Origin of the sequence: Legionella oakridgensis ATCC 33761 = DSM 21215 (assembly GCF_000512355.1) — a bacterium.
In the GTDB taxonomy this organism is placed as follows: Bacteria; Pseudomonadota; Gammaproteobacteria; order Legionellales; family Legionellaceae; genus Legionella_A; species Legionella_A oakridgensis.
Genome location: NZ_CP004006.1, coordinates 726278 through 751777, shown reverse-complemented (window position 1 = coordinate 751777; position 25500 = coordinate 726278). Strand labels below are relative to the sequence as shown.

The following is a 25500-nucleotide window of genomic DNA, read 5'->3' as shown; positions in this document are numbered from 1 at the left end:
CTTAAGGAAATTCATTTACTTATATCTTTAACTTTATTTTCGTCTATTTCCAGAAAAAGTTTAGCTAAAAATCAATGATTATTGCGAAAATATTAGGGTCTGTTTACATTTCATTTTACGAAGCGAAAATTTGGGTGATTGAGTGCCACTTTGTGTTTTAAAGTGTCACTTTGCATTTGAATAAGACGAACAGCAAGCTCTAACGAATTTAAAAGTAATATGGTACCAATCAGACCAATTTGCAACCATAACATGAAATATAATGTACATAGATCCTAAGAATGAAAATGCTCATAAATACGTGCCGCAAGACTCTCGCTGATTCCTTGCACCTTAGCGATTTCATTCACAGGAGCTTTTGCCAATTCCCGCAATCCTCCAAATCGCCGCAATAAGGCCTGGCGGCGTTTTCCACCGACTCCCGCAATGGATTCAAGCGATGAGGTAAAGCTTGCCTTTTGTCTTTTCTTGCGGTGCAACGTAATGGCGAACCGATGAGCTTCATCACGAATGTATTGAATTAGATGTAATGCCGGAGAATCTGGCGGTAAAATAATCTCCTGTGCTTCGTCTGCAAGAATAATTTGTTCTTGACCCGCTTTGCGGGTCGGGCCCTTGGCAATTCCTAACAGTTTAACGCTTTTTACATTTAATTCATCGAAAACACGAGCTGCCGCCGCCACTTGTCCTTTACCCCCATCAACAATCAAGATGGTTGGCAATCGTTGTTCTGCTGCCAGTTTTTTAAATCGTCTTCGAATAGCTTGCTCCAACGCTTTATAGTCATCACCAGGAGTGATGCCGGTGATATTGAAACGGCGATACTCTTTTTTGGATGGGCCATGAGCATCAAAAACAACGCAAGATGCCACCGTGGAATCCCCTTGTGTATGACTAACATCAAAACATTCCATGCGCATGATTTTTTCATGCAACTTCAATAAAGTCTGCAATGCTTCATAGCGTTTTGCTATTATTGTGGTGGAAGTTAAATACTCCGCAACAACCTTTTCTAAATTATTAGAGGCAAAATCCAGCCAACGGGCTTTTATCCCTCGCGGTTTCGTTTGAATTCGGCATGTTTTACCACGCAATGAGCTCAATGTAGCCTGAAGCGCTTGCTGATCTTCTATTGGATGATTTGTCAAAATAAGCGGTGGAATTCTTTCTGGAGAATCTACATAAAAATAGCCAATAAAGGCAGCAAAAACTTGTTGCCACACACTCGCTTCCCCATCATCCTCCTCTAACGCCTCCGCTGGTACAGAAGGAAAGAAACTCTGATTTCCCATCACTTGACCATCTCGTACAGTTACCCATTGAATGCAGGCAAATCCGGGGCGCGCCTCAATCACTATAACATCTGCATCTCCCTGCAATTGCACCATGCCTTGCTGTTCTTGTGTCAAGCGTAAACTCTTGATTTGGTCCCGCAATCGGGCAGCTTCTTCAAATTCAAGACGCTTGACAGCCTCCTCCATACGAATTTCTAATTCGGTAAGAATATCCTGACTTTTACCTTGTAAAAACCGTGTCGCATCAACAACCGATTGCTGATATTCACGTTCCGATATATATGCGGTACAAGGTGCACTGCATCGTTTAATTTGATACTGCAAACAAGGTCGCGTACGACTGCTAAAGTCACTGTCGCTGCAATTACGGATCTTAAATACTTTTTGAATAGTGCTTAACATTTCTCTTACTGCGGTAACACTAGGATATGGGCCAAAAAAATCCCCTTTTTTAGGCTTATGTTTATAACGCATCACTTCCATGCGGGGATAAGCGTGTTGATTGGTGACATGAATAAACGGGTACGATTTATCGTCGCGTAACAAAACATTGTATTTAGGGCGCAGTGATTTAATTAAACTGCTTTCAAGGAGCAAGGCCTCTGTCTCACTGCGAGTAATACTAACTTCTATTGCTGCTATCTGATTGACCAGCGAACGTGTTTTTGCGCCTGCATCCGTTTTGGTAAAATAACTGCTTACTCGTTTTTTTATATTAGCCGCTTTACCGATGTATAGCACATTTCCCTTGGCATCCAGCATGCGATAAACGCCAGGCTCGGTCGTTAAGTTGGCAAGAAAAGTACTTAGATTATCTAACATTGCAATAACTATTCCTAAACAACATCATCAATGAATCTCTTTTTAGTGCTTTTTCCATTTAATTTAACAGGCTATCTGTCATTCCCACGAAGGCGGGAAACCATATTTAATGTGGCTCTGTGCTCTGTTCAGACTGGATCCTCGCCTTCGCGGGGATGACAGAAAACAGAACCATTTGTACAACTCAACCTGTCAAATTAATTAAATGGGAAAGGTAATAGATTCTTCTTAAGAAAGTATACGTCTAAAATAAAGCTTTGTACCACGTGCCTTTAAAAGGATTAACAAGACACACAAAAATATAGGCGATAAGAATGAGCAATATGAAAAAATTAATCACTCATCCTTTAATGGGTTATGCGGTTGCTCTATGACTCGATGCTTCATAGCGAGATAAGTAAGCTCAACATCATTTTTAATCACCAGCTTCTCGAAGATACGATAACGATAACCATTAATTGTCTTGCTACTGAGAAATAATCGATCAGCAATATCCTGAACGGTCATACCACTGGTTATCATCAACATCACTTGCATTTCCCGTTCAGACAGCAGATCAAAGGGGGACTCCTGAGGGGCTTGTAGACTATTGATTGCCATTTTCTGGGCAATTTCAGCACTTAAATACTTTTCACCTTTATGTACCTTACGAATAGCTGCCGCCATTTCTTCTATCCCGGACTCTTTAGTCAGATACCCCATGGCACCTAATTGCAAAACCCGAGTCGGCAATGGCTCAGCGCACACTGCGGTTACAGCGATAACCTTTACCTGAGGATTAGACTTCTTAAGACGTCTGGTCACTTCCCAACCATCGATGCCGGGCATTTTCATGTCCAGCAACACCACATCGGGCTTGCATGCTTTCACTAATGTTAAGGCAACCTCACCACTTTCCGCTTCTCCAACAACATCTACGTCGGGCAAATCTTCCAATAATCGTCGAATACCCATTCGCACCAAAGCATGGTCATCAACAATTAATACTTTTATCAAGCGATGCTCCTGATAGAACAGTCAATGAACATAAAAAGATGCAAGGATATTAACAAGAGTAACAACTCATTACAATGGTAGTAAATACAATGCTCATAGTGAACTATAAGGACATTGATATGGCCTATACGTTTTACAAAAGCAAATGCCAATATTAACAAGCATGAATGTGAATATTCGGATTATTGTCACTGACCGGGAAAAAAGGAGGATATTCACCCAGTTCACGCGCCCGACGAATTAGCTTGCCGATATCCGATTTAACAAAATAATACAATTGTTGGTACTCATCAATCACAAAATAAACAGGCTGAAGCATATCAATTCGATAAGGCATCCGAAATGCTGCAACCGGTTCAAACAAAACTCGCATGGCTATCTCACTTTCCACACTATAAACCGTTTCGCTGATAGAAGATAAGATACCGCCACCATAAGCCCTGATTCCTGGGGCCGTTTTAATCAAACCAAATTCGACAGTAAACCAAAATAACCGTTGCAAAAGCGCCCAATCCTGTTCTGGAAATTCCAGGACTTTCTTTGCATAGTCTTGTACAAAATCCGCATAGACAGGATCCGTCAGCATAGGACAATGACCAAAAAGTTCATGGAAAATATCAGGTTCTTTTACATAATCCAACTCTTCTTCAACCCGGATAAACGTCGCTGCTGGAAATTGACGTTTGGCCAATAACTCGAAAAATTCACGAGCTGAAATTAACGCGGCTACGGGAACAACTTGCCATCCAGTTAACGAATCCAAACGCCGACTTACATGAGGCAATTGAGGGATTGAATCCGCCGTGAGCGCAAGGCTTTCTAATCCTTTTAAAAACTCATTGCATGCTCGCCCTGCAAGTAATTTACATTGACGTTCGAATAATATACGCCAAACGCGATGCTCCTCAGTCGAATATTGAATCATGCCCTGTTCATCAGGTTGATGCGCGATGTAACGACTAACAAACTCCATGTTTTCTCCTTAACTTGGAATCTAAATTATATGGTGTTATGAAGACTGAGGTTTTACCGCACCTCGCAATTGCTCAACTGAAATCCTGGTTTCTGTTCCGTTACCTAGACGTCGTTGCATACCTTTCCACGCATGGCCATAGATAACTTCATACGTTAGCGGAAACTTGCCTGTTTCCGTCCGTAAAGCGGTAAAAGCTTCTTCAAATTTATGCCAGGCACTTTTGCCAGTCAAACCTTGATTACGTGCCCGATTAATATTACGTACTCCTTGCGCTTTTAACGCCTTAAGAAGATGAGACAAAGAAGTGTAATGAGCCGTCAACATTTCCATATCAACGACAGGATCAATAAAATGTTCAGCCAATAAGCAATCACCAAGATCGTGCATATCCACAAAATCATTAGTATGAGCATAACGATTGACTTGGGCCCAAGCCTGCCTTAACTCTTGAAAGGTATCGGGGCCTAACGTAGAAAACATTAAGCATCCTTGTGAATTCATCACTCGATTTAACTCACCCATGACGGAAGAAATGGGATAAGCCCAGTGCAATACTTGATTGGCAAACACTAAATCAAAAAGACCAGAAACGAACGGCATGGCCATCATATCGCCATTAACTAATGACCATTTCTTTCGCCATGTCTGTTTTTTTTTCGCTTGCATAAGCATCGCATGAGCTAAATCAAAGCCAATCACTTGCGCTTGAGGATACTGTTTTTTTAAACGCCGGGTAAAAACACCAGTACCGCAACCTAAATCAAGAATATAGCGCGGTGTAATTTTTAAATAGTGCAACCGCTCAAAAAGACGCTCACCAATTTCCATCTGTACTTTAGCAGCTTGCTCATACTCCTGCGCATGGATATTAAAGGCATTGCAAATTTCAAATTTCAAACTCATGATAGACCAATGGAATATTTGGTGCGCCTAATCCGCTCTATTCAGTGGATTTCACTGATGTTTTGGAATGTCAGGCCATCTTTATAAAAAAGCAAAGCTAGCCATGGATTTAACACGCCTGCGTCAAAAAACAAAAAGTATAGCACAAATACTGAGACTGCCTTCTATATGTGCATTATGTAATCAGTATCATCAAGGACTTGAAACAATCTGCAAGACATGCACAGAACTTTTTATCCCTTTAGGCTTTACCTGCCGCATATGTGCTATACCATTGCCAGATGATAAGTTTTTAGTTTGTGGGCAATGCATACGAAAAAAACCCCTATTCGATCGGGTGTTTGCCAGCTATCGTTTTGAGGAACCATTACGTACGCTGCTGCATGAATTTAAATATCGTGAAGGGCTTTATTTAAATTCTTTTATTGCCAATTTAATGTTAAGGACCCCCCCTGATCTGAATAATACTCAATGCTTGGTGCCTGTCCCCATGCATCCAGGACGATTGCGTGACAGAGGATATAATCAGGCAAACGAACTCGCCAAATATTTAGCGGTCCGTTTAAAGATGCCTTATGAACCATTACTCTGTAAAAAAATACGAAATACAGCACCTCAAGCCGGTCTAAATGGCAAACAAAGACAACAAAATTTACGTGGCTCTTTTACAACGAATACCAGTCCCTACCATCACATCACCCTAGTAGATGATTTACTAACAACAGGCAGCACAGCCAATGAACTAGCGGGGACTTTAAAAAAACAAGGAATAGTTCAGGTGGATGTCTGGTGTTGCGCCAGAGCAATATCGGAATAAAATCACTCCAGGCAATCCAATCCAAAAATATTCTGATGAACAAACAGCCATTGCGCACGTATGGAAAAACGAGGAACCACTCAGGCGGGATTCAGCGATGCTTCTCTGGACTCTCGCTCCTGTCTTAGTCGCTCAGGATATTCCCGACATTTTTTATTTAATCCATAGAAAAAACCAGCACAAGCTCCTACACCGCTTGTATAGACAGGCAAAATATCTGAAATAGGTGGGGTCACTTTATTAAATTGTGGCTGACGCGACATTCTAAGAAATTGCTCACCCTCAGCTACATGATTTCCAGTTAAGTCCACTGCATCATGATGTTCCGCAGCAAATGCCTGCAAACCAGACCAACAAACATAACTGGTTCCCCAACCTAGCAATGCCCCAATAGCCGCGTGTTTAACTGCACCTGCCAAAGCTTCAGGAACATAACGCACAAAGAATAATACATCACTGAGATAATCATCCGCATGATTTGGATTTTTATGGTCTGAAACAAGCATCATTTAACTTAAGTAATTAAAAAACAATGGTATCAAAAAAAATCAAATAGCAACGAATATATTCAATTATCTCTCTGTGCAGGACAAAATTTCATGAAGCAGCGCCTGTTATGAAATTAAGAGGAATAAGATGTTGGATAATTTTTCTAAATTCGGCAATTTTGCAACCAAAAGAGCTGAGTTTATCGCGAATAAAATCGAGACCATATTTGAAAAAGCTGGTTCTTGGCCTTAGTTGTTTTTTAATGGCTGTCCACTTAATTGGCCGTTTAATTGCCTGCCACTCCCCGGTTTTATGAGCCCAGGCAAAGGCAATAGCCATAAAAGCGAGCATTTTTTCTAATCGTGCAGAATGAGTAACCTGCGTTGACTCAAACTGAAATCCCCTCTGTTTAAAGGCTTGAAAAAGACATTCGATTTCCCACCGTCTTAAGTAGGTAGCTAGAGCAACTTTAGGGTTGGCATTAGTCACGATAATCATCAATTCATTGCGTTCGTTTTTACTGGCGGCAAGATAGAGTTGATGCTGAAACAAAGTCAGGCGCATATGAAAGACATGATGTACTCTTGGACTTAATCCTGCAAAGATTTCACCGGCGGATTTATATTTTTTGGCCCGGATTTTGACAGCCGTGTCATGCTTGATTCTCATATAAAAGGGTATATTGTGCTCTTGAAGCCAGGATATAAACGTTTTGTTGGGAAACTCCCTATCGGCAAGAACCGCTTCAATCGGATGAGTACCAAATTGCTGGATAAACCGCTTTAATAATGCAATTTGTTCCCTACCCGTCGAATGGCCCGCTTTAGGAAGCAAACGCCAATAGATAGGGATTGCAATACCTTCATAACAAATGGATAGCATGAATATATTGATTTTGCTTCGACCCCAAAACCAATTGGTTCGGTCAATGGATAAATAGAGTTTATCTGAGGAATGAAAGAACAATAAAAATAACCAGCGGGCTATAAAATCAAAATCAATCTCAAAGTCGCGAAAAAACCGCTGAATCCTTTTATAGCGTGATTCAATCAACGCCAATGAAGGCATAAAAACCGAAATCTCTTTAAAATTAATGCTCCGGGCCAGCAAAAAACCAATTAAAGCTCGCGCAAAAAAATTAATTCGAGCCTTGTGCCAACCTAAATGTTGACCTAATATGCCCTTTAACTCGCTGATGTTCTTCATTTATACCTCCTTTTTCGCGAAATGAAGTATAAATTATTTGAATTTAATCAGCGAGTTACCTTTGCTTCACCTCTAAATCCTCAAAAACCATCTAAATTTTGTCCCGCACAGAGCAATTATCTTAATAAAAAAAACACTTAATATTGGCTTAAGAAAAACACCGTACACTCAATTTCATCACTTCTAACTAACTATGAGCGACTTATCATGGGAAAAGAAATCTATAAAATTTTACATCCTAAAACCGCAGGATTAACGGGAAAAAGAAAACCAATCGCGCTCGTTATCCATTCCCCCAATGACGATGAAGCAGGAACCTCCGTTGATTTTACTAGCGCCATCGATTTCGTCACCGACATTGGTTATGGAAAAATGAATACTGCGAGAAAATTTTCTTTCCCAATAACCGAGGATGGCTTAGCGGATGACGAACAATTACAGGCATCCATCAGAACCGGGGGAAAGCCACCAGAATCACTGACACTATGGCTTGAGTCCCACGGCGCCCCTGGTTGGCTCTTTGCTGGTCCAAGAGAAGCTAGAGCAGAGTTTTTGGCCACTCTAAACTTTGCAAGATTTGTCCGCCAATTAGAACGATTCAGTGGAACTTCTATCGATAATATCGTCTTAAGCGGTTGTTTTACGGCAAACGAATATTACAATGCGGAAAGCTCCGTTTATTTTAACTCACCGGCCAGAATGTTAAGTTTTTTACTTCCTGAAAAAAAGATAGTAGGTTTTGTCGGCCAGCATGCGTGCGCAAAAGTATCCAATGTTTATAGAAAAACAGGCGATGATACTTATACATCAGTGTATGTCAATCCTGAAGATGCCGCTGTCTTATATCAAAATGGAGCCGTTCTTGAAGCTTATGAAGAGGAATTATATTGTAACCATGCCTATACCCCTCCTTTTATTAATAAACATTGTGCGCTAGGGCTAACAGCCGAGACGAAAGCCACGACATTTTATAGGCCTTGCCAAGCCAGAGAACTGGTCGCCAGTGATCCTTATAAGTATTACGTTGAGGAGGATAGTTATGGAGAAAAACAGACTCGTTCTGCTGCAAAAGCCCTGGCCCGTTTGCAAGAAGAAACGCTCTTGGTAGCTGCTGAAGAAACCGCCGAAGCCACCAGCCTCACCGTATAATGCATGAACTTTATATTTGAACATTGGTAGGCAGGAGAAGGAAGCCCGCCTACCATCACGCAAATATGATTCGCTATCCTTGCACATAGCGCTGCAAATCATTCATCACCAAATGAACCATTAATACACAAAAAATAATGAATGCCAGACGATGCAACAACACTTCAAGAGCGACCGAAACTGGTTTTCCTCGCACAGCTTCTACAAGAGCATAAACAATAGAACCACCGTCAAGACCGGGAATGGGAAATAAATTAATCAATCCTACGGCCAAGCTCATTGTTGCCATAAAATACAAAAACACAGCCAACCCTTGGAAAAATGAAGCAACGATTTCCGTAAAAATACTAATTGGCCCAAGCAATACAGCAAAAGGAAGAACCCCTGTCATTAATTGTTTTAATATCATCAGAAAAAAAATCAGCCATTGGATGATTTGCACCCATGCTTGATAGCCGGCCTGTAAAAAAGACTTACCAGGAACTTGTTCCTGGTGCTGGCTTGATAAATCGGGAACGATGCCCATTCCAGCCAGCAGCGCATTTTTTTGCTGCGTATATCGCCACCGAGTCAAATCAAGCTCTATTAGGCGTTTTTCCCCTGAAACGTCTTGCACAACAACAGGAACTTTTTGTTCCCCTAATTCCATAATGAATTGCATGCCCGCCTGCTGCCAAGAAGCCGTTTCCTTACCGGCAATGCTAATCAAACGATCATTTGCCTGTAATCCGGCTGCTGCTGCAAGACTCGTTGAGGAAATGGAGGCAATCACAGGCGCGGTTTGCTGGTATCCAATCATAAAGAAGATTAATAAAGCAAGCCATGCCGTCACAAAGTTTGCCAAACCGCCTGATAATAAAATAATAACGCGCATCCATATCGGTTTTTTATCAAAACAATAGGGATAATCTTGAACTGGCAGGGGTTCAATACGGGAATTAAGCAATTGCACATAACCGCCTAAAGGCCACAAAGCCCATACCCATTCATAACCTGTTTTATTCTGCCATTTTAATAAAGGCCTGCCAAAGCCAATTGAAATACGTCTGATTTTGACCCCGCACAGACGCGCGGCCAAAGCATGTCCCGCTTCATGCAAACCAACCACCAACAGCAATCCCAGGATAATCGCCAGTAAAGACCAAACAATATGCACAATTACTCCATTACCGAGTATTATCAACCACTAATTTCAACACAGGCAGACCAGGCCGTCTAGTCAACTCGCCACCTTCGCGATAAACCTCAAACGTTCGGTATACTTCTTCAGTATCGCTGTCAATCAACTCCACATCCTCTCCACACTCGTCAACCAGCGTCACGGTCAAATGCATTTCTCTGAATTGACTGATGTGGTAGCGCTCCTTGAACATACGTATAACATTCAGCAAGCTTGCAACCGCTTCATCTCCGCTGTGTTTACCCTGAAAAATTATTTCCATATCTCCCCCTTATCAGGATCTGAATATGTTCAAAAAATAGCTAATTAGTTTAACGGCTGAAATTAAAAGGACTTTAGAATAAATGAAATTTTTTAGGCGGGCATTACAAAACAAACCAGTTTAATAACACATTAAGTCTACAAAACCGGCAGGCAATAGTATACAATTCATGCATTGCATACTGATATAACAGACATAAACTCCAGTGTTTGTAGCTTGCGGACTTAACCATAAAACAGCACCTATTGATGTGCGCGAAAAAGTCGCACTGTCGGTGTCTGCTCAAAACACCGTGCTCAATAGCCTAATGGAATTGCCTGCAATCAATGAAGCAGCTATTTTATCCACGTGCAATCGCACAGAAATCTATTGCGATACCAATGATCCTCAAGGCCTTCTACCGTGGCTAGCTCAAGAACAGCAAGTACCATTGGGTGTTCTCTCCCCTCACTTTTACATGCATCATGAACACCATGGCATTCGCCATACGTTACGGGTTGCCAGCGGTTTGGATTCTATGATGTTGGGTGAACCTCAAATTCTTGGTCAAATGAAGCAAGCCTACCAGCATGCATGCCACGCTGGAACCATAAAAAATAATCTACGACAAGTGTTTCAATACGTATTTAATGCCAGCAAACGTATAAGAAATCTTAGTGGTATCGGCAATAATCCAGTATCTATTGCCTTCGCTGCCGTACAGTTAATTGGTCAGCAATTCGCTGAATTTAATTCATTAAATGTATTTATCATTGGTTCCGGTGAAATGGCCTCCCTCGTTGCAAAATATTTGCACAAACAGGGAGTATCGCATTTTATGGTAGCCAGCCGCAGTCATGAGAAGGCCAAATTACTTGCCCAAACATTTGCTGGTGAGGCATTGACCATCAGTGATATCCCGCAATATCTATCGCAAGCCGACGTTGTCATATCAGCGACAGCGTGTCCACTGCCCTTTATCACTAAAATGCTGGTGGAACAAGCAATGAGTAAACGCCAGCAAGCACCTATGTTTTTCTTGGATTTAGCCGTTCCTCGTGATATAGAAGCAAATATAAAAGAACTCTCTGGCGTGCATCTTTATAATATTGACGATTTGAAGGTCATGACGGAAAAAGGCATGGATGAACGTCGGACTGCTGCCATAGAAGCAGAACGATTAATCGATTTTGAGTTGGAAAATTATATTCGCTGGCATCGTTCGCTTAGAGCAAAAGACGTCATTTGTGACTATCGCCAACAAATGCAAGAACTTGCACAACAAGAATTGCAAAGGGCCATGCAAAAACTGGCAGCCGGGCATTGCCAATATAATGTGCTCTCAGAATTCAGTGAACGTTTGCTTAATAAATTAACGCATGCGCCAACGGTCGGTTTACGACAAGCAGCCTGGGATAATCGCAAAGACATACTTGATCTTGCCCAGTACCTATTTAATGCATCAACCCATCTTTCTTCTTATGAAAAAGTCACTTGAATTAAAACTGGAACAGATCTACGAACGCTTTCAGGAAGTTGGACGCCTGCTCTCTGAAGCAAGCATTATTGCTGATCAGAATCAATTTAAAATGCTTTCAAAAGAGTATGCACAACTTGAACCAATAGCAATCTGCTACCAAAGTTATCAGCAAGCTTGTGAGGAACTTCGCTCCCTAGAAGCTTTACAAGAAGGGGAAGATGAAGAATTGGCCATGATGGCTGCTGAAGAAATGGATGAGGCAAAAACAAAAAAGAAGCCCTGGAAGAAGAACTGCAGTGGCATTTAATTCCTAAAGATCCAGAAGACGAACGCAATATTTATTTGGAAGTGCGAGCTGGTACTGGCGGCGATGAAGCTGCTATTTTTGCCGGCGACTTGTTCCGCATGTACAGCCGTTATGCTGAAAGCCAAGGATGGCATGTAGAAATCATTAGTGCCAACCCTGGGGAGCATGGTGGTTTTAAGGAAGTCATTGCTCGCATAAGCGGGCATAATGTCTATGCCCAGTTAAAGTTTGAATCGGGTACCCACCGGGTACAACGTGTACCAGAAACCGAATCACAAGGGCGAGTGCATACCTCAGCCTGTACGGTTGCTATATTGCCAGAAGTAGAAGAAATTGATGATGTTGAAATCAATCACGATGACTTGCGCATTGATACTTACCGTTCCTCCGGCGCAGGTGGCCAGCACGTCAATAAGACCGATTCTGCTATTCGTATTACTCATTTGCCTACAGGACTGGTGGTGGAATGTCAGGATGAACGTTCTCAACATAAAAACCGAGCCAAGGCAATGGCACTATTGAAAACCAGACTTCTGGACGCTGAACAAAGCAAACAACGCAAACAGCAAGCAGAAACACGCAAACTGATGGTAGGCAGCGGCGATCGTTCCGAGCGCATTCGTACTTATAATTTTCCACAGGGCCGCTTAACGGATCACCGCATCAATCTCACCCTTTATCAACTGCAGGAAATCATGGCCGGTCACTTATCCATGGTCATTGATAACTTAAAACGGGAATATCATGCCGAATTGCTTGCCGAATTAGGTAATCAAGATCATTAATCTACTTTAAGAAGGCATTGTGTGGGAAAGCAGACAAATACAACCTTGGTGAATATTCGTACTGCGCTGCAGCAAGCGATAAACTGTCTCTCCAAAAACAGTCCTTCTGCGCGTTTGGATGCCGAAGTTTTATTGTCTTATAGCCTGGAAAAACCGCGCACTTTTCTTTATGCATACCCTGAGCATTTACTCAGTTCACCCCAGTGGCAAACGTATCAACAATTAATTTTCCAACGCGATAAAGGCATACCCGTTGCTTATCTGACAAATACTCGCGAATTTTGGTCATTGCCCCTGCACGTCAATCAAGATACCCTAATTCCCAGACCTGATACTGAATTGATCGTTGAACTAACATTAAGCTTACTTGCCAATAAGCCATACGCCACCATCCTTGATTTAGGCACAGGCAGCGGCGCAATCGCCCTGGCACTAGCCTCTGAACGACGAAATTGGCAAATCTTTGCTACTGATATTAATCCCAATGCCGCTCATACCGCCTTTACCAATGCCTCTATGCTGGGTCTATTAAACGTCAGTGTTTTTTGTTCAAACTGGTTTGAAGCAGTTTCTCCTTGTTTGTTTGATGCTATTGTCTCAAACCCACCCTATCTTGCCGAACAGGATCCTCATCTCTTGCAAGGGGATGTTCGCTTTGAGCCGCGCCAGGCACTCGTCAGTGGCACGAAAGGGCTGGATGCATTGAATCATCTAATTCAACAAAGCATGATGCGTTTACAGCCTGGCGGCTTATTACTGCTAGAGCATGGATACGATCAAAAAATTGCTGTTACAACGAGGTTAAAACAAACAGGGTATGATAAAGTTCGATGCTGGCAGGATACTCAAGGAAACGATCGTGTCAGTGGTGGATGGCGTACCAAATCTGTCTTGGAAAATATTTAAGCATTTGTATTTTAAATGGACTATAGTTGATGAATAAGAGGTTTTTTGGTATACCTAGCGCTTTTCAGTTGGATAATAAGGGCTGTGGAAGTTAGTTTACAGACCAGATATAAATTGTTTGCCTGGATTAAAAGCCAACTTTAAAGTAAAGGCAGAGGGCTCGTTGACAGGATGAACGGCAGCAGGAGGCTGATATGCCAGAGCAATTAATTGATATAAACAATGAGAGTGAGCTTAACGTGAAAAGTGATGCAGTAAGTAGCATGGGTATAGCCCCCTATCAAGAAGTAGAGGGTGAGGAATATATGAATAAGCACCAGCTGGCACATATTGAAAAAATATTGCTGGCATGGCGCCAGTCTTTAATGGAAGAAGTCGACCGTACCGTAACCCATATGAAAGATGAAGCTGCAAATTTTCCTGACCCATCTGATCGCGCTAGCCAAGAAGAAGAATTCAGTCTCGAATTACGTACTCGCGATCGCGAAAGAAAATTAATTAAAAAGATTGAAGACGCCTTAGAAAGGCTGAATGACGATGATTTTGGCTATTGCGAAGCCTGTGGTATTGAAATTGGCTTACGTCGTCTAGAAGCCCGGCCCACAGCTACTTTGTGCATCGATTGCAAAACGTTGTCTGAAATCAAAGAACGGCAAAATCAAGGAAATTGATTGCCTTTCTCTTCCAAACTGCGACACGCAGGCATGCTAAAGCATGCCTGCGTAGACATGCGGTCAATCATACAATCATGGATTAATTAAACGAACGGGTTTTCCCGCGGACTTAAAATATCTTCAATTTTTTTCACGAAACGCGCAACCGTTCCTTGATTAGCACGAAGCACCGCATTTGCATTACTAATCTGGCGAGCCTTAATGGCCGGGTGGGCATGCAGGTTGCAAATGGATTGTATCAATTCATCGGCATTTTTAACCAGCTGGATTGCTTCTGCGGTGCATAAATCTCGACTTACAGCCTTGGCATTTGATATATATGGACCAGAAAAAACAGGAACTTGTACAGCAATTGGCTCCAGGAGATTATGACCACCAATGGGAACAAGACTTCCACCTACAAAAGCATAATCACTCAACTGATAAAACCCAAGCAATTCTCCTAAAGAATCCAATACAATGACTTCTGAATGAGCATCAATGGCTGGAAATTGACTGCGCAATGCCGTGTTAAAGCCTAATTTATTACTTAATTTATAAACCATTTGAAACCGCTCTGGATGGCGAGGTGCTATCAACAGCAATACAGAAGGAATAGCCTGTTGCAACGCAGCTAGACGAGTTAATAACTGCTCTTCCTCATTATCATGAGTACTGGCCGCAATCAGCACCACCCGCTCTTTTCCCCACATTTCTTTAAATTGCGAAAAACTCTTACCGCTGGGAATGGTTGTTTGCAAATCAAATTTTAGATTTCCAAGAATAGACACCTGTTGAACAGGGGCTCCTAAGGTGATGTATCGTTTTGCATCTTCTTCACTTTGCGCCATAATTTCAGTAAATTGCTGCAAGATTGGCTTAAAGAAAAACCTGGCTTTTTGGTAGCTTTTGAACGCACCATCAGACAATCGTGCATTAGCAAGCAATACAGGCAACCTCCTTCTTTTGGCTTCAAAAATGACGTTGGGCCATAATTCAGTTTCCATAATAATACCGATACGTGCATTTATTCTTTTAAAGAAACGACGCAATGCCCACGGCAAATCGTAAGGAAGATATTGATGAGCAACACGCTGTCCAAATCGCTTGCGCACCTGTTCTGAACCAGTGGGAGTCATGGTGGTCACCATGATCCGATACTTTCTCTCCAATAAAGCATCGATCACCGGCGTGACGGCCACTATTTCTCCTAGAGAAACTGCATGAATCCATACGTCAACCTCAGACGGCTCAATAACACCCAGCTGAAACCGTTCAGCAATACGTTGACGATACTGGGGCAAGCGTCGCCCTTTCCAATAAAGCCGGATGATTAAACATGGAATCAGCAAGTAAAGAAAAAACGTATAAAAACGGCGCATAAAAAAATGATCATTCATTAATTGAAAACAAGACTTCTACAAACAATCGGATTATTCAAACTTCCGATTAAATGTCAGTAATTCGATTGTTTATGAGAGAACATTGAGGATTGTACCCCGATCTCGTCGTTAAATGTAAAAAAATTCCAAAATTATTATCTTTCATATCAATATCCAAGAAGTACAGCTAAAATTATTACTGAGATTTGGAATTATTATTTTATAATATGGTGTTTTGTGAAATAATAAATCTAAAAGTTTTTTTTTAATGCAATTAAATACGTATTTGAAATGTCACCTATTAACAATCGCGAGCTTAAAATGAATCTACGCCAATTATTTACTTCCCATGCCTGGTGGGGAAAATTGATTGGCGCATTTTTGGGTTTTTTAATGGCTGGCCCTGCCGGCGCTTTATTTGGAATTCTTATTGGCAATTTTTTTGATCGAGGACTCGCTCAACATTTTTCACGGCCTTACTGGCAATACTATGCAGAAACACGCAAAAGAGTTCAAAAGATTTTTTTTGAAGCAACCTTTTCCATCATGGGACATATCGCAAAAACCGATGGCCGCGTTTCAGAAGAAGAAATAAAAATGGCCATCACCTTAATGAAACAAATGGGGCTTAATCACGAGCAAAAAAGGGCAGCACAACATTTTTTAATGAAGGGAAAAAAGTACTTTTAATTTAAAGTACATGCTTACTTTATTAAAAAATGCCTCTCAGGATAATCCGGAATTATTAAAACTGTTTATTGACATTCAATATCAAGCCGCTCAAATTGATGGATTAACGGCGACCAAGATTCAATTAATGAACCTTATCCTTAATTATCTAGGCTTTGCTCCGCTGCAGCAACAATACCGCTTCTACGAAGATTTTAACCACCGGACTAATTATCAACGTTCTAATCAATCTTCCTACCGACAACAACAATACACTCACACCGCTAAAAACACCCTTGAGCATGCCTACGCCATACTTGAAATAAATTCCACTGCCAACAAGCAAGAAGTCAAACGTGCTTATCGTCGCTTAATGAGTCGTAATCATCCAGATAAATTAATCGCCAAAGGATTACCGGAAGAGATGATAAAAATGGCTAACGATAAAACCCAGAAAATTCGCAAAGCCTATGAACAAATTTGCGCAAGCAAAGGATGGAATTAATAGATAGCGCTGAATAGTAAATGAGTGTTTTTGCTCGTCTTAGAACCTGTCTTCAAAGTCTAACTTATACAGAGGGCTAAAAAGCCTAGCGATTTTGAAGACAGGTTTTTAAGTTTTACCGGCGAGAGATTCTTCTTAATGAGAACCTCTGCCGGACATCTTGAAGCCGCTATGAATAAAAAAAGAAGTTAACCGAACTCAACCCCTTTTTCGTCAAGCAGTGTTTTTGATATATTTGCCATAATTTGGTGGGCCAAGGCGGTGGGATGCACTGGGTCAAAAAATAAATATCCTTCGCAAGGATCTGTTCCCTGGCCAGGAAGAGCCTCTACCCTAGATGCCAATTTTAACATGGTTTGAGAAGAGGGTTCATCCGTCACTTCTGCATCATAACAAGTACCTTTAATTTTGCTGGCAGAAAATCCATATTTTTCAGGTGAGGTAATAGCGTCATGAAAAATTTCACCTACATCCAAATATATCCAGCGCACATCTGGATGCTCTTTTTCCAGTTCTGATACATTTTTGCGTAATCGGCTGTTATGTTCCTCCGAGAGATAAGACAAGCGTTCCGTCTCATTAAAGTCATACGCAGCAGGGGTTTGACCCAAATCCGGTAAATTAACGATAAGAATATTTTTCGCGCCCTTCTCAATCAGCCGCTTGATATCCCTTTGAATTCCTCCAAGCACCGTATTCAATGCTTTTTCCGAATCTTCTGGAATAGCAAGATAATTGTTAGAACCAATCCACACCACATATAGACTATTTTCATCCGCTCTATCATGATGAGCAAGTAAATAACTGTCAACCTCACGGCGTAATGTAAACAGAGCAGAATCTGGATCGTCATCTTCCTCATCCAACACGCCTGCCCCTCCAAACGCATAATCTTGGAGATGGCTGGCAGAATCTTCAGGGAAATAAGTAGAAGTCAATAACTCAATCCAAACCGGCCCATTACTGAAGCGTCCCTGAAAATAAGGGGGATCTTGAGGAAATTGATGCTTCATGTATTCATATAAATTGCCATTGTCAGACAAGCTATCACCAAACACTACTATTTTGTTTAATGGCATCGCTGAAACCAACGAAGAAAACAATAAAGCACATGCAGTAATCAAAATTTTCATGCATACCCTTAGTCTATCTATGGAATTAATGATTATAGTCTTGAAGATAAAACACAATCAATGAGTCGAATCATCAAGACAGATTAATTGCTCGTCGAATTAATCCATTCCAAGTGAAGTCAATTTCAATTGTCTGCCACAAACCCACGCCTTATTTAACCCATGCATGACTTCTTTGGGCATTCCACTAGGCAATCGCACCGTTGAATAATGATCATGAATTTTTAATCCAGTAATAAACCGGCTTTGCAAGCCAGCTTCATTTGCAATAGCGCCAACAATATTGCCTGGTTTTACACCATGAACCTTCCCTACATCAAGCCGGAATAATTCCTGCGAATATTCGTCATTAAACCGTTTTCGGCCTTTTTCTAATTTGCCTGTTTTACGTTCAGTCCGAGCTTCAAAAGGCTTTCTTTTTGTGCCACGCTCTTCTTGCTGTTCCAATTTAGGAATAGATAATTCAGATTGCCATGGCTTATCCTGATTCAATAATAAGGCCAGGGCAGCTGCCACATCAACCGCTGCAATATTATGTTTTTTTATAAAATCCTCTATCACCCGATGATAATCAGTCAGATGCTCATGCTGCAAACGCGCACTAATTCTGGATAAGAAACGCTGCTGCCTGACTGCCTGAATCATGTCATCCGTAGGAACTTTTACTTTTTCAATGCGTTGACGAATATGGCGTTCTAAAATATTAAGCATCCTGCTTTCTTTTGGAGTAACAAATAAAATCGTGACGCCACTGCGACCTGCTCGCCCGGTACGACCAATGCGATGAACGTACGTTTCACAATCATGAGCAATATCATAGTTAATAACATGAGTCACTCGATCGACATCCAAGCCGCGCGCAGCAACATCCGTCGCCACCAATATATCGATTGCCCCTTGCTTGAATTGAGCAATAATTCGCTCACGTAAAGCTTGTGTCAAATCACCATGAATCGCCATGGCATGATGACCATGTTGCTGCAGAAATTCTGCTGTTTCATCTGCGCTATTTTTGGTGCGAACAAACACAATAACCCCTTGGTGTTCTTCAACAGCAAGCACTCGTAATAAGACTCCTGGCTTCTGATGTTGAGAGGCAAAGAGGAACCGTTGCTCAATGCTTTTTACGGTGGCCGTTTCCGTGCGAATTTCTACAGAAACAGGATCGTTTAAATATCGAGTGGCAATATGACGAATGCGCGCCGGCATAGTCGCGGAAAATAAAGCCATTTGCCTCTCAGCAGGCAATTTCGCTAAAATGGCTTCCACGTCCTCGATGAATCCCATACGCAGCATTTCATCGGCTTCGTCCAATACAAAAGTCTTTAAATGTGCTAATTGCAGAGTACCGCGCTCAAGATGATCAAGCACTCGACCTGGTGTTCCTACCACAATTTGCGCACCTTCTCGTAATTTTTTTAATTGAGGTCGATAATCCTGCCCTCCACAAAGTACCGACACACGAATCCCTCGTTGATGGGCGCTTAAAGATTCAAAATGCTCTGCAACTTGAATTGCCAGTTCCCGAGTGGGGGTTATAATCAGGGCTTGGGTGTCCAGTTGCTGGGCTGCGAGGCGTTGCAATATTGGCAATGCGAAAGCAGCCGTCTTGCCAGTACCAGTTTGCGCCAACCCAACTAGATCGCGGCCTTGCAGCAACCAAGGAATTGTTTGTTGTTGAATGGGTGAAGGGGTTACAAATTGCAAATCATCCAACGCTTGCAATAAAACATCGGCTAACCCGAGTGCAGCGAAGGTTGTTAATTCTTGGGTCATAAATTTCCTGGAATCAAAAGAATGTAAAAATAGATTAAACAATGCAAAAATTGCTCACTATAATAGCAAATTTTTCATCATTATGCACTTTATTTTTATGCTTAAATGGGCAACGCTTCGTTTGATACGCCATAACATGGCGCTTTTTAGACGGGTTTTAAGAAAATCTGAAAAAACTCTATACCAACAAATGCAACCCCTTATTCACTTTTTGCAACGGATAAAAAATATTGATATCTCATGTCATAACCTGTCGATTCTTTAAAAATCATCAGGTTATGAAAAAATAGCAAGTCTTAAATCAAAGCAGCCAGTCGACAAGCCTGGTCAATGGCATGACGAGCATCCAGCTCTAAGGCTTTAAAAGCACCACCAATTAAGTGCACCGATTGACCTGCCTGTTTCAGTGGTTCAAAGAGCGACCGCAGTTCAATTTGACCGGTACAGATAACAATGGAGTCTACAGCAAGCACATGTGGTTTATCTTCTATCATCAAATGTAATCCTTCATCATCAATCCGCACATAAGTAACACCCGTCAGCATCTGGACTTGTTTGTGTTTCAGACTTAAACGATGTATCCAGCCTGTTGTTTTTCCTAATCGTTTACCCATTTTTTCTTTTTACGCTGAAGTAGGTACACCTGACGCAAACTGGGATGAATAGTAGGTTGCTTTAACCCACCTCGATGCTCGACGGTCAGATCAATCCCCCATTCATCAAGAAAGGGCTGAAGATCCTGGCCGTGTCGCTCATGAGTAAGCCATTCAGAAACATCAAATCCTATGCCACCTGCCCCCATAACGGCCACTCGTTGTCCTGGTATTTTTCGGCCCTGGATAACATCAATATAAGTCATGACTTTTTCATGATGAATACCAGGTATCTCGGGTATCCTGGGTTCTACACCTGTAGCCAAAATGATGTCATCAAACCCAATTAAATGCTTAAGTTCAGCCTCGGTATTAAGATGAACATTCACCTGAAATGTTTGCAACTGATGACTAAAGTAATTGATTGTATGCTGAAAATCTTCTTTGCCAGGGATTTTTGTGGCTAAATTAAACTGCCCTCCAAGCTTATCTGTTTTCTCATACAAAGTAACCTGATGACCTCTTTCTGCAGCGACTGCAGCAAAGGCAAGGCCGGCAGGACCACCGCCTACCACAGCGACCTTTTTGGGATGAGCAGCCGTCTGATAAACAAGTTCCGTTTCATTTCCCGCCCTTGGATTTACCAGACAAGAAGCTTCTTTATTGACAAAGACCCGATCAAGACAAGCCTGATTACAAGCAATGCATACATTAATGGCCTTGCTGTCTCCTAATCTCGCTTTTTCGGCAAAATGTGGATCAGCGAGAAACGGTCTTGCCATAGATATCATATCTGCCACGCCATCTTCCAACAGCGCGTTCGCCAGTTCTGGCGTATTAATTCTATTAGACGTAATGAGAGGAATGGAAACCTCTGATTTTAAACGCTTGGTAACTTGCGTAAATGCCGCGGGAGGAACCAACGTTGCAATGGTTGGAATACGCGCTTCGTGCCAACCAATGCCGGTGTTGATTAAGCTTGCCCCAGCTTGCTCGATGGCTTTGGCCAATTCGACCACTTCCTGCCAGTTACTGCCATTACTGATTAAATCCAACATGGACAACCGATAAATGATAATAAAATCATCACCAACTTCCTCACGTACCTGGCGAACCACCTCCACAGGAAATCGTATTCGATTGTTAAAATCCCCTCCCCAATCATCGCTACGATGATTGGTGTGCTTGCTGATAAATTGATTAATTAAGTATCCCTCACTGCCCATGATTTCTACTCCATCATAGCCAGCACCTTTTGCCAAACGCGCACAACGAGCATAATGTTTTATGGTTTTTAAGATGCGACCTTTACTCATTGCCCACGGTTTAAAAGGACTAATAGGGGATTTAATACTGCTGGGTGCTACAACGAGAGGATGATACCCATATCGCCCGGCATGTAAAATTTGCAAAGCAATTTTACTACCTGACTCATGAACCGTATGCGTCACTATTTCATGACGCGTCTGTTCTTTTGCTGACGCCAGTTTCGCTGCAAAGGGAGCCAGACGACCAGAACGATTTGGAGCAAACCCTCCCGTGACAATTAAACCAACGCCTCCTTGAGCCCTTTCTCGATAAAAAGCAGCCAATCGTTGTAGATTTTCTTTATCTTCCTCAAGCCCAGTATGCATTGATCCCATTAAAAGGCGATTTTTTACTTGCGTAAAACCAAGATCCAAGGGCTGAAAAAGCATCTTATAGGGGGTATTATCAATACATAATTCCATAATGGTTCATTTCAACAAAATAAAAAAATGAGTATATACCCATCACAGTGAATTATGCGAGATTTGATCATTAGGGATGAGGTTGCTAACATGTTTTATTCATGCAAATGAATACAGCATCAAGATGCCAATCAAAAAATACCCAACTCTGATAGGCTACAGTGCACTTCTTTTCTAGGACTTCGGTATCAAGCGAGGCGATTTTAAATTGTTGACTATTTTGTCTTACGGAAATCCAATATTATCCATATTTTTTTAAATTATATTCAGAATGACAAAGCCATCCATCGAACTGTTCATTGCCTGCCTCCTGGTAACTTTAGGCGGCATAATGAGTATTATTCCATGGCAATCTCTTTCTCAGGCTTCTCTTGCAAAACGGCAGGTAAATCCTGACGTTGATAAGAAGCTAGAAACGCCCCAGTAAGTACCAACAAACCACCTGTAAATGAAACAAAAGCAGGTTGTTCATGAAGCAAAATAAAGCCCAGAAGTGTAGAAACCACTGGCAATGTATATAAATAAATGGCGGCTTTTGAAGCAGGCATGAAATTTAAAATATAACTCCAGGCAATATAGGCTAAAGCAGCTGGAAAAATACCCATATAGATGCCTGCGAGCGTCGCATTCCATGGTGCAATTTGAATTTCCTGCCATAACATAGGGGTAAACATCATCAAAAATAACGTGCCTCCCCATATTGTCCAAGCAGCTACTTTTATTGGATGATAATAGTTAAGATAATGTTTTAGCCTTACCGTAAATACAGCGCCTGTTAACGCGGATAGCAATATGGCCAGCATGCCATGACCAGCCGAGGCATGGGCGTTTTCAGCAAACGCCATACATGAAAGACCTAAAAAACTTATAGCAATTCCCAACCACATCTTAAACGTTGGGCGCTCTTTGAGAAAGAAAATCGATAAAAGCAAGGTCATGACTGGCATTAACCCAATAATGAAACTCGCCACACCGGCAGATACACTAAGTTCACCATAATTAAGGCAAATATTATAAATACCAATGCCAATCATTCCCAATAAGAGGAGTCGCAGTCGGTGGCGCCAATGCATTTTTCCACAAGAAGGTAAATTCAGATAAATTAACAACATGCATACAGATGCAACGAGAAAGCGCAATAAGGCCAGTGATCCTGGAGTAAAAGCAACCAAACCAATGCGTATGCCAACAAATGCCGAAGACCACAATAAAATAGTGGTAGCAAGCATGCAATTTATTTTAAACGACGTCATAAATAGACACCGAAGAAACAAAGAGTATAATATTTTAACAAATATAGAATGCCCTGACCAGATGTATTGCCCATCTGAACTTATGCACCTCAAATTAATTGTATGCTATAATTCTTCGCTACGGAAAAGAATTATAGGGAATTAACATGAAAAAACTGCCGGTTATTTTTACCTCCTTTATATTAAGTATCTCCACCAGCTATGCCGCAGAAGTCATTGCCAAGATTTATACTACAGATGGTAGCCATCAATTGCTTGGACAAGTCGTGTTTAAAGACACTGAATACGGTTTACTAATTTCCCCAGACTTAAAAGATTTACCTCCGGGCCCACACGGATTACATCTGCATCAACATCCTGATTGCGGCGATAAAGGCATGGAAGCAGGTGGACATTTTGATCCACAAAAAACAGGCACGCATCGGGGACCTTATGGACAAGGGCATTTAGGCGATTTACCAGTGCTGTATGTCAATAAAAATGGAACAGCCAATACAATCACTCTGGCGCCACGTTTAAAAACCAGTAATCTTCAAAACATGTCCGTGATGATTCATGCCGGCGGAGATAATTACAGTGACAACCCCGAACTTGGCGGTGGTGGTGCGCGAATAGCTTGTGGTGTTATCAATAAGGACTAAGACATGGCACGTCCCTCATAAAGAGGGACATGCATGCCTCAAAAAACTCATTTGAAATTAGCGAAGTTCGACGGTGCTTGCTTGCATGGAAAACGGATCACGCAACATGATCGTAGAATCGCGTTCTGGTCCAGTCGACAGCATATCTACAGGAATATCCAACAATTCTTCAATACGTTTTAAATAAGCCAATGCATTTGCAGGTAGTTGGGATAATTCCGTTACATCCGCTGTTGATTCCTTCCATCCAGGGAGCTCTTCATAGACAGGCTCCAAGCCTTCAAACTGTTCTGCTGATGGTAAAGGACGTGTAAGCAATTTGCCCTGAGCATCCCGATAAGCTACAGCAATACGAACGCTTTCCAGACCGTCCAATACATCAAGCTTCGTGATGCAAAGGCCCGAAAGGCTATTAAGCTCAATGGATCGTCTTAATAAAACTGCATCAAACCAACCACAACGACGCGGACGCCCAGTTACTGCCCCAAATTCATTACCACGCTCAGCCAATCGTCGTCCAATATCGTCGCGTAACTCCGTGGGGAAAGGTCCACCACCAACCCGAGTCGTATAAGCTTTTGTAATTCCCAATATGTAATCCAAATACCGTGGTCCAAATCCAGCGCCATTAACAACACTACCAACGCACGTATTAGAGGACGTCACAAAAGGATAAGTACCATGGTCAATATCTAGATAAACGCCTTGCGCCCCTTCAAACAAAATAGCATCGCCTTTTTTACGATGTTCATGCAAACAGGTAGTAACGTCCGTTACCAGGGATTTAAGTTCTTTCGTCCAAACTGCTGATTCTTGCAATAATGATTGCTCATCAATGGCTGGCTGTTGATAATAATTGGTCAATAAGAAATTATGGTATTCCAATAGTTCGGAAAGTTTGGCTGCAAAACGTTCTTGATTAAGCAAATCACTCACTTTCAAAGCCCGGCGCGCTATTTTATCTTCATAAGCTGGTCCAATACCACGACCAGTCGTGCCAATGGCTGATTTTCCCTTATGCAACTCCCGAGCTTTATCCAACGCAATGTGGGAAGATAAAATCAATGGGCATGCCTCACTGATGTGCAAGCGCTGGCGTACGTCAATGCCTTTATCTTCCAGCTCTTTAATTTCATCCAGTAATGCTTGTGGAGACAATACAACACCATTGCCAATATAACATTGCACATGCGGACGAAGCATGCCTGACGGAATAAGGCGTAAAACTGTTTTTTCCCCATTAATTTTTAAAGTATGGCCGGCATTATGTCCGCCTTGATAACGAACCACCACTTGTGCATTTTGGGTTAAAAGGTCAACAATTTTTCCCTTTCCTTCATCACCCCATTGTGTACCGACAACAACAACATTCTTACCCATGATTAAAAACTCTTACTCTACAAATTGATGAACAATGGCAAGCAACATAACGCCCACCATCATGCTGAAAAACCCAGAAATGCGTAAAACTTTTTCATCTTGAACAGCAATTCTTAGCAGCAATTTTTTCCATTTTTCAGGAAAAGCAAACGGCATCAAACCCTCGAACACAAATACCAAGGCGAGCGCCGAAAGAAAATTGGCCAACACTAATATCATCTCCAATAAAAAAG

General features: G+C 41.7%; 20 protein-coding genes and 3 pseudogenes. 8 read left to right on the top strand and 15 right to left on the bottom strand.

What is annotated here, in order from left to right; genetic code table 11:
* Positions 1-275 precede the first annotated feature (275 nt).
* The 4 genes from uvrC to bioC form a co-directional block, all read right to left on the bottom strand.
* The gene (gene uvrC / locus LOA_RS03725) at positions 276-2117 is read right to left on the bottom strand and encodes an excinuclease ABC subunit UvrC (protein WP_025385196.1); all 1842 of its coding nucleotides are present in this window, start codon (positions 2115-2117) and stop codon (positions 276-278) included.
* Positions 2118-2453: 336 nt separating this feature from the next.
* Complete coding sequence (gene letA / locus LOA_RS03720; RefSeq protein ID WP_025385195.1) at positions 2454-3113, bottom strand: two-component system response regulator LetA; 660 nt, start codon at positions 3111-3113, stop codon at positions 2454-2456.
* Between the two features lie 154 nt (positions 3114-3267).
* Positions 3268-4086: a phenylalanine 4-monooxygenase gene (gene phhA, locus LOA_RS03715; RefSeq protein ID WP_025385194.1), complete on the bottom strand. Its 819-nt coding sequence runs from the start codon at positions 4084-4086 to the stop codon at positions 3268-3270.
* A 36-nt stretch (positions 4087-4122) separates the two neighbouring features.
* The gene (bioC, locus tag LOA_RS03710; protein ID WP_025385193.1) at positions 4123-4992 is read right to left on the bottom strand and encodes a malonyl-ACP O-methyltransferase BioC; all 870 of its coding nucleotides are present in this window, start codon (positions 4990-4992) and stop codon (positions 4123-4125) included.
* Positions 4993-5095: 103 nt separating this feature from the next.
* On the opposite strand from bioC, the gene LOA_RS03705 reads away from it, so the two are divergent.
* On the top strand, positions 5096-5809 hold the full coding sequence (locus tag LOA_RS03705) for a ComF family protein (protein ID WP_237757968.1): 714 nt from the start codon (positions 5096-5098) through the stop codon (positions 5807-5809).
* A gap of 80 nt (positions 5810-5889) precedes the next feature.
* Here the strand turns inward: LOA_RS03705 and LOA_RS03700 are convergent, their stop codons facing one another.
* Entirely contained in the window at positions 5890-6318 is a 429-nt protein-coding gene (locus LOA_RS03700) for a hypothetical protein (RefSeq protein WP_025385191.1), read from the bottom strand.
* 88 nt (positions 6319-6406) lie between these two features.
* A complete protein-coding gene (locus LOA_RS03695; RefSeq protein ID WP_025385058.1) occupies positions 6407-7504 on the bottom strand; it encodes an IS4 family transposase in 1098 nt (365 codons plus the stop codon).
* Between the two features lie 207 nt (positions 7505-7711).
* Between LOA_RS03695 and LOA_RS03690 the strand changes: the two genes are divergently transcribed.
* A complete protein-coding gene (locus LOA_RS03690) occupies positions 7712-8653 on the top strand; it encodes a hypothetical protein (protein WP_025385190.1) in 942 nt (313 codons plus the stop codon).
* Between the two features lie 73 nt (positions 8654-8726).
* On the opposite strand, the gene LOA_RS03685 is transcribed toward LOA_RS03690, so the two are convergent.
* Positions 8727-9803, bottom strand: a complete 1077-nt coding sequence (locus LOA_RS03685; protein ID WP_025385189.1) for a M50 family metallopeptidase — start codon at positions 9801-9803, stop codon at positions 8727-8729.
* 16 nt (positions 9804-9819) lie between these two features.
* Positions 9820-10095 (bottom strand): hypothetical protein, encoded by a 276-nt coding sequence (locus LOA_RS03680; RefSeq protein ID WP_025385188.1) that lies wholly within the window; start codon positions 10093-10095, stop codon positions 9820-9822.
* 205 nt (positions 10096-10300) lie between these two features.
* Here LOA_RS03680 and hemA point away from each other — a divergent pair, with 205 nt between their 5' ends.
* The 4 genes and pseudogenes from hemA (at position 10301) to dksA (ending at position 14223) form a co-directional block, all read left to right on the top strand.
* Positions 10301-11572, top strand: coding sequence for a glutamyl-tRNA reductase (hemA, locus tag LOA_RS03675; protein WP_025385187.1), 1272 nt, complete (start codon positions 10301-10303; stop codon positions 11570-11572).
* Positions 11454-12646: pseudogene (prfA, locus tag LOA_RS13630) on the top strand (peptide chain release factor 1). Before hemA ends, prfA begins: the two are co-directional and overlap by 119 nt.
* Positions 12647-12667: 21 nt before the next feature.
* Positions 12668-13552 carry a peptide chain release factor N(5)-glutamine methyltransferase gene (gene prmC / locus LOA_RS03660; protein WP_337589097.1) on the top strand — a complete coding sequence of 295 codons (885 nt, stop codon included), beginning with the start codon at positions 12668-12670 and terminating at the stop codon, positions 13550-13552.
* 194 nt (positions 13553-13746) lie between these two features.
* Entirely contained in the window at positions 13747-14223 is a 477-nt protein-coding gene (gene dksA / locus LOA_RS03655; RefSeq protein ID WP_025385185.1) for an RNA polymerase-binding protein DksA, read from the top strand.
* An 86-nt stretch (positions 14224-14309) separates the two neighbouring features.
* On the opposite strand, the gene waaA is transcribed toward dksA, so the two are convergent.
* A complete protein-coding gene (gene waaA, locus LOA_RS03650) occupies positions 14310-15587 on the bottom strand; it encodes a lipid IV(A) 3-deoxy-D-manno-octulosonic acid transferase (RefSeq protein ID WP_025385184.1) in 1278 nt (425 codons plus the stop codon).
* Positions 15588-15908: 321 nt separating this feature from the next.
* Here waaA and djlA point away from each other — a divergent pair.
* Positions 15909-16761 (top strand): annotated as a pseudogene (djlA, locus tag LOA_RS03645) (co-chaperone DjlA).
* Between the two features lie 188 nt (positions 16762-16949).
* Here djlA and plaA read toward each other — a convergent pair.
* The 4 genes and pseudogenes from plaA to LOA_RS03625 form a co-directional block, all read right to left on the bottom strand.
* Positions 16950-17894, bottom strand: a complete 945-nt coding sequence (gene plaA / locus LOA_RS03640) for a GDSL family lysophospholipase PlaA (protein ID WP_025385183.1) — start codon at positions 17892-17894, stop codon at positions 16950-16952.
* A gap of 99 nt (positions 17895-17993) precedes the next feature.
* Complete coding sequence (locus LOA_RS03635; RefSeq protein WP_025385182.1) at positions 17994-19670, bottom strand: DEAD/DEAH box helicase; 1677 nt, start codon at positions 19668-19670, stop codon at positions 17994-17996.
* Positions 19671-19966: 296 nt separating this feature from the next.
* Positions 19967-21993 (bottom strand): annotated as a pseudogene (locus LOA_RS03630) (oxidoreductase).
* Between the two features lie 338 nt (positions 21994-22331).
* Positions 22332-23246 (bottom strand): DMT family transporter, encoded by a 915-nt coding sequence (locus tag LOA_RS03625; protein WP_025385181.1) that lies wholly within the window; start codon positions 23244-23246, stop codon positions 22332-22334.
* A 146-nt stretch (positions 23247-23392) separates the two neighbouring features.
* On the opposite strand from LOA_RS03625, the gene LOA_RS03620 reads away from it, so the two are divergent.
* A complete protein-coding gene (locus tag LOA_RS03620) occupies positions 23393-23887 on the top strand; it encodes a superoxide dismutase family protein (RefSeq protein ID WP_025385180.1) in 495 nt (164 codons plus the stop codon).
* A 57-nt stretch (positions 23888-23944) separates the two neighbouring features.
* Here the strand turns inward: LOA_RS03620 and LOA_RS03615 are convergent, their stop codons facing one another.
* Both LOA_RS03615 and LOA_RS03610 read right to left on the bottom strand, forming a co-directional pair.
* A complete protein-coding gene (locus LOA_RS03615) occupies positions 23945-25267 on the bottom strand; it encodes an adenylosuccinate synthase (RefSeq protein ID WP_025385179.1) in 1323 nt (440 codons plus the stop codon).
* Positions 25268-25279: 12 nt separating this feature from the next.
* On the bottom strand, positions 25280-25486 hold the full coding sequence (locus tag LOA_RS03610; RefSeq protein ID WP_035893311.1) for a DUF2065 domain-containing protein: 207 nt from the start codon (positions 25484-25486) through the stop codon (positions 25280-25282).
* Positions 25487-25500 lie beyond the last annotated feature (14 nt).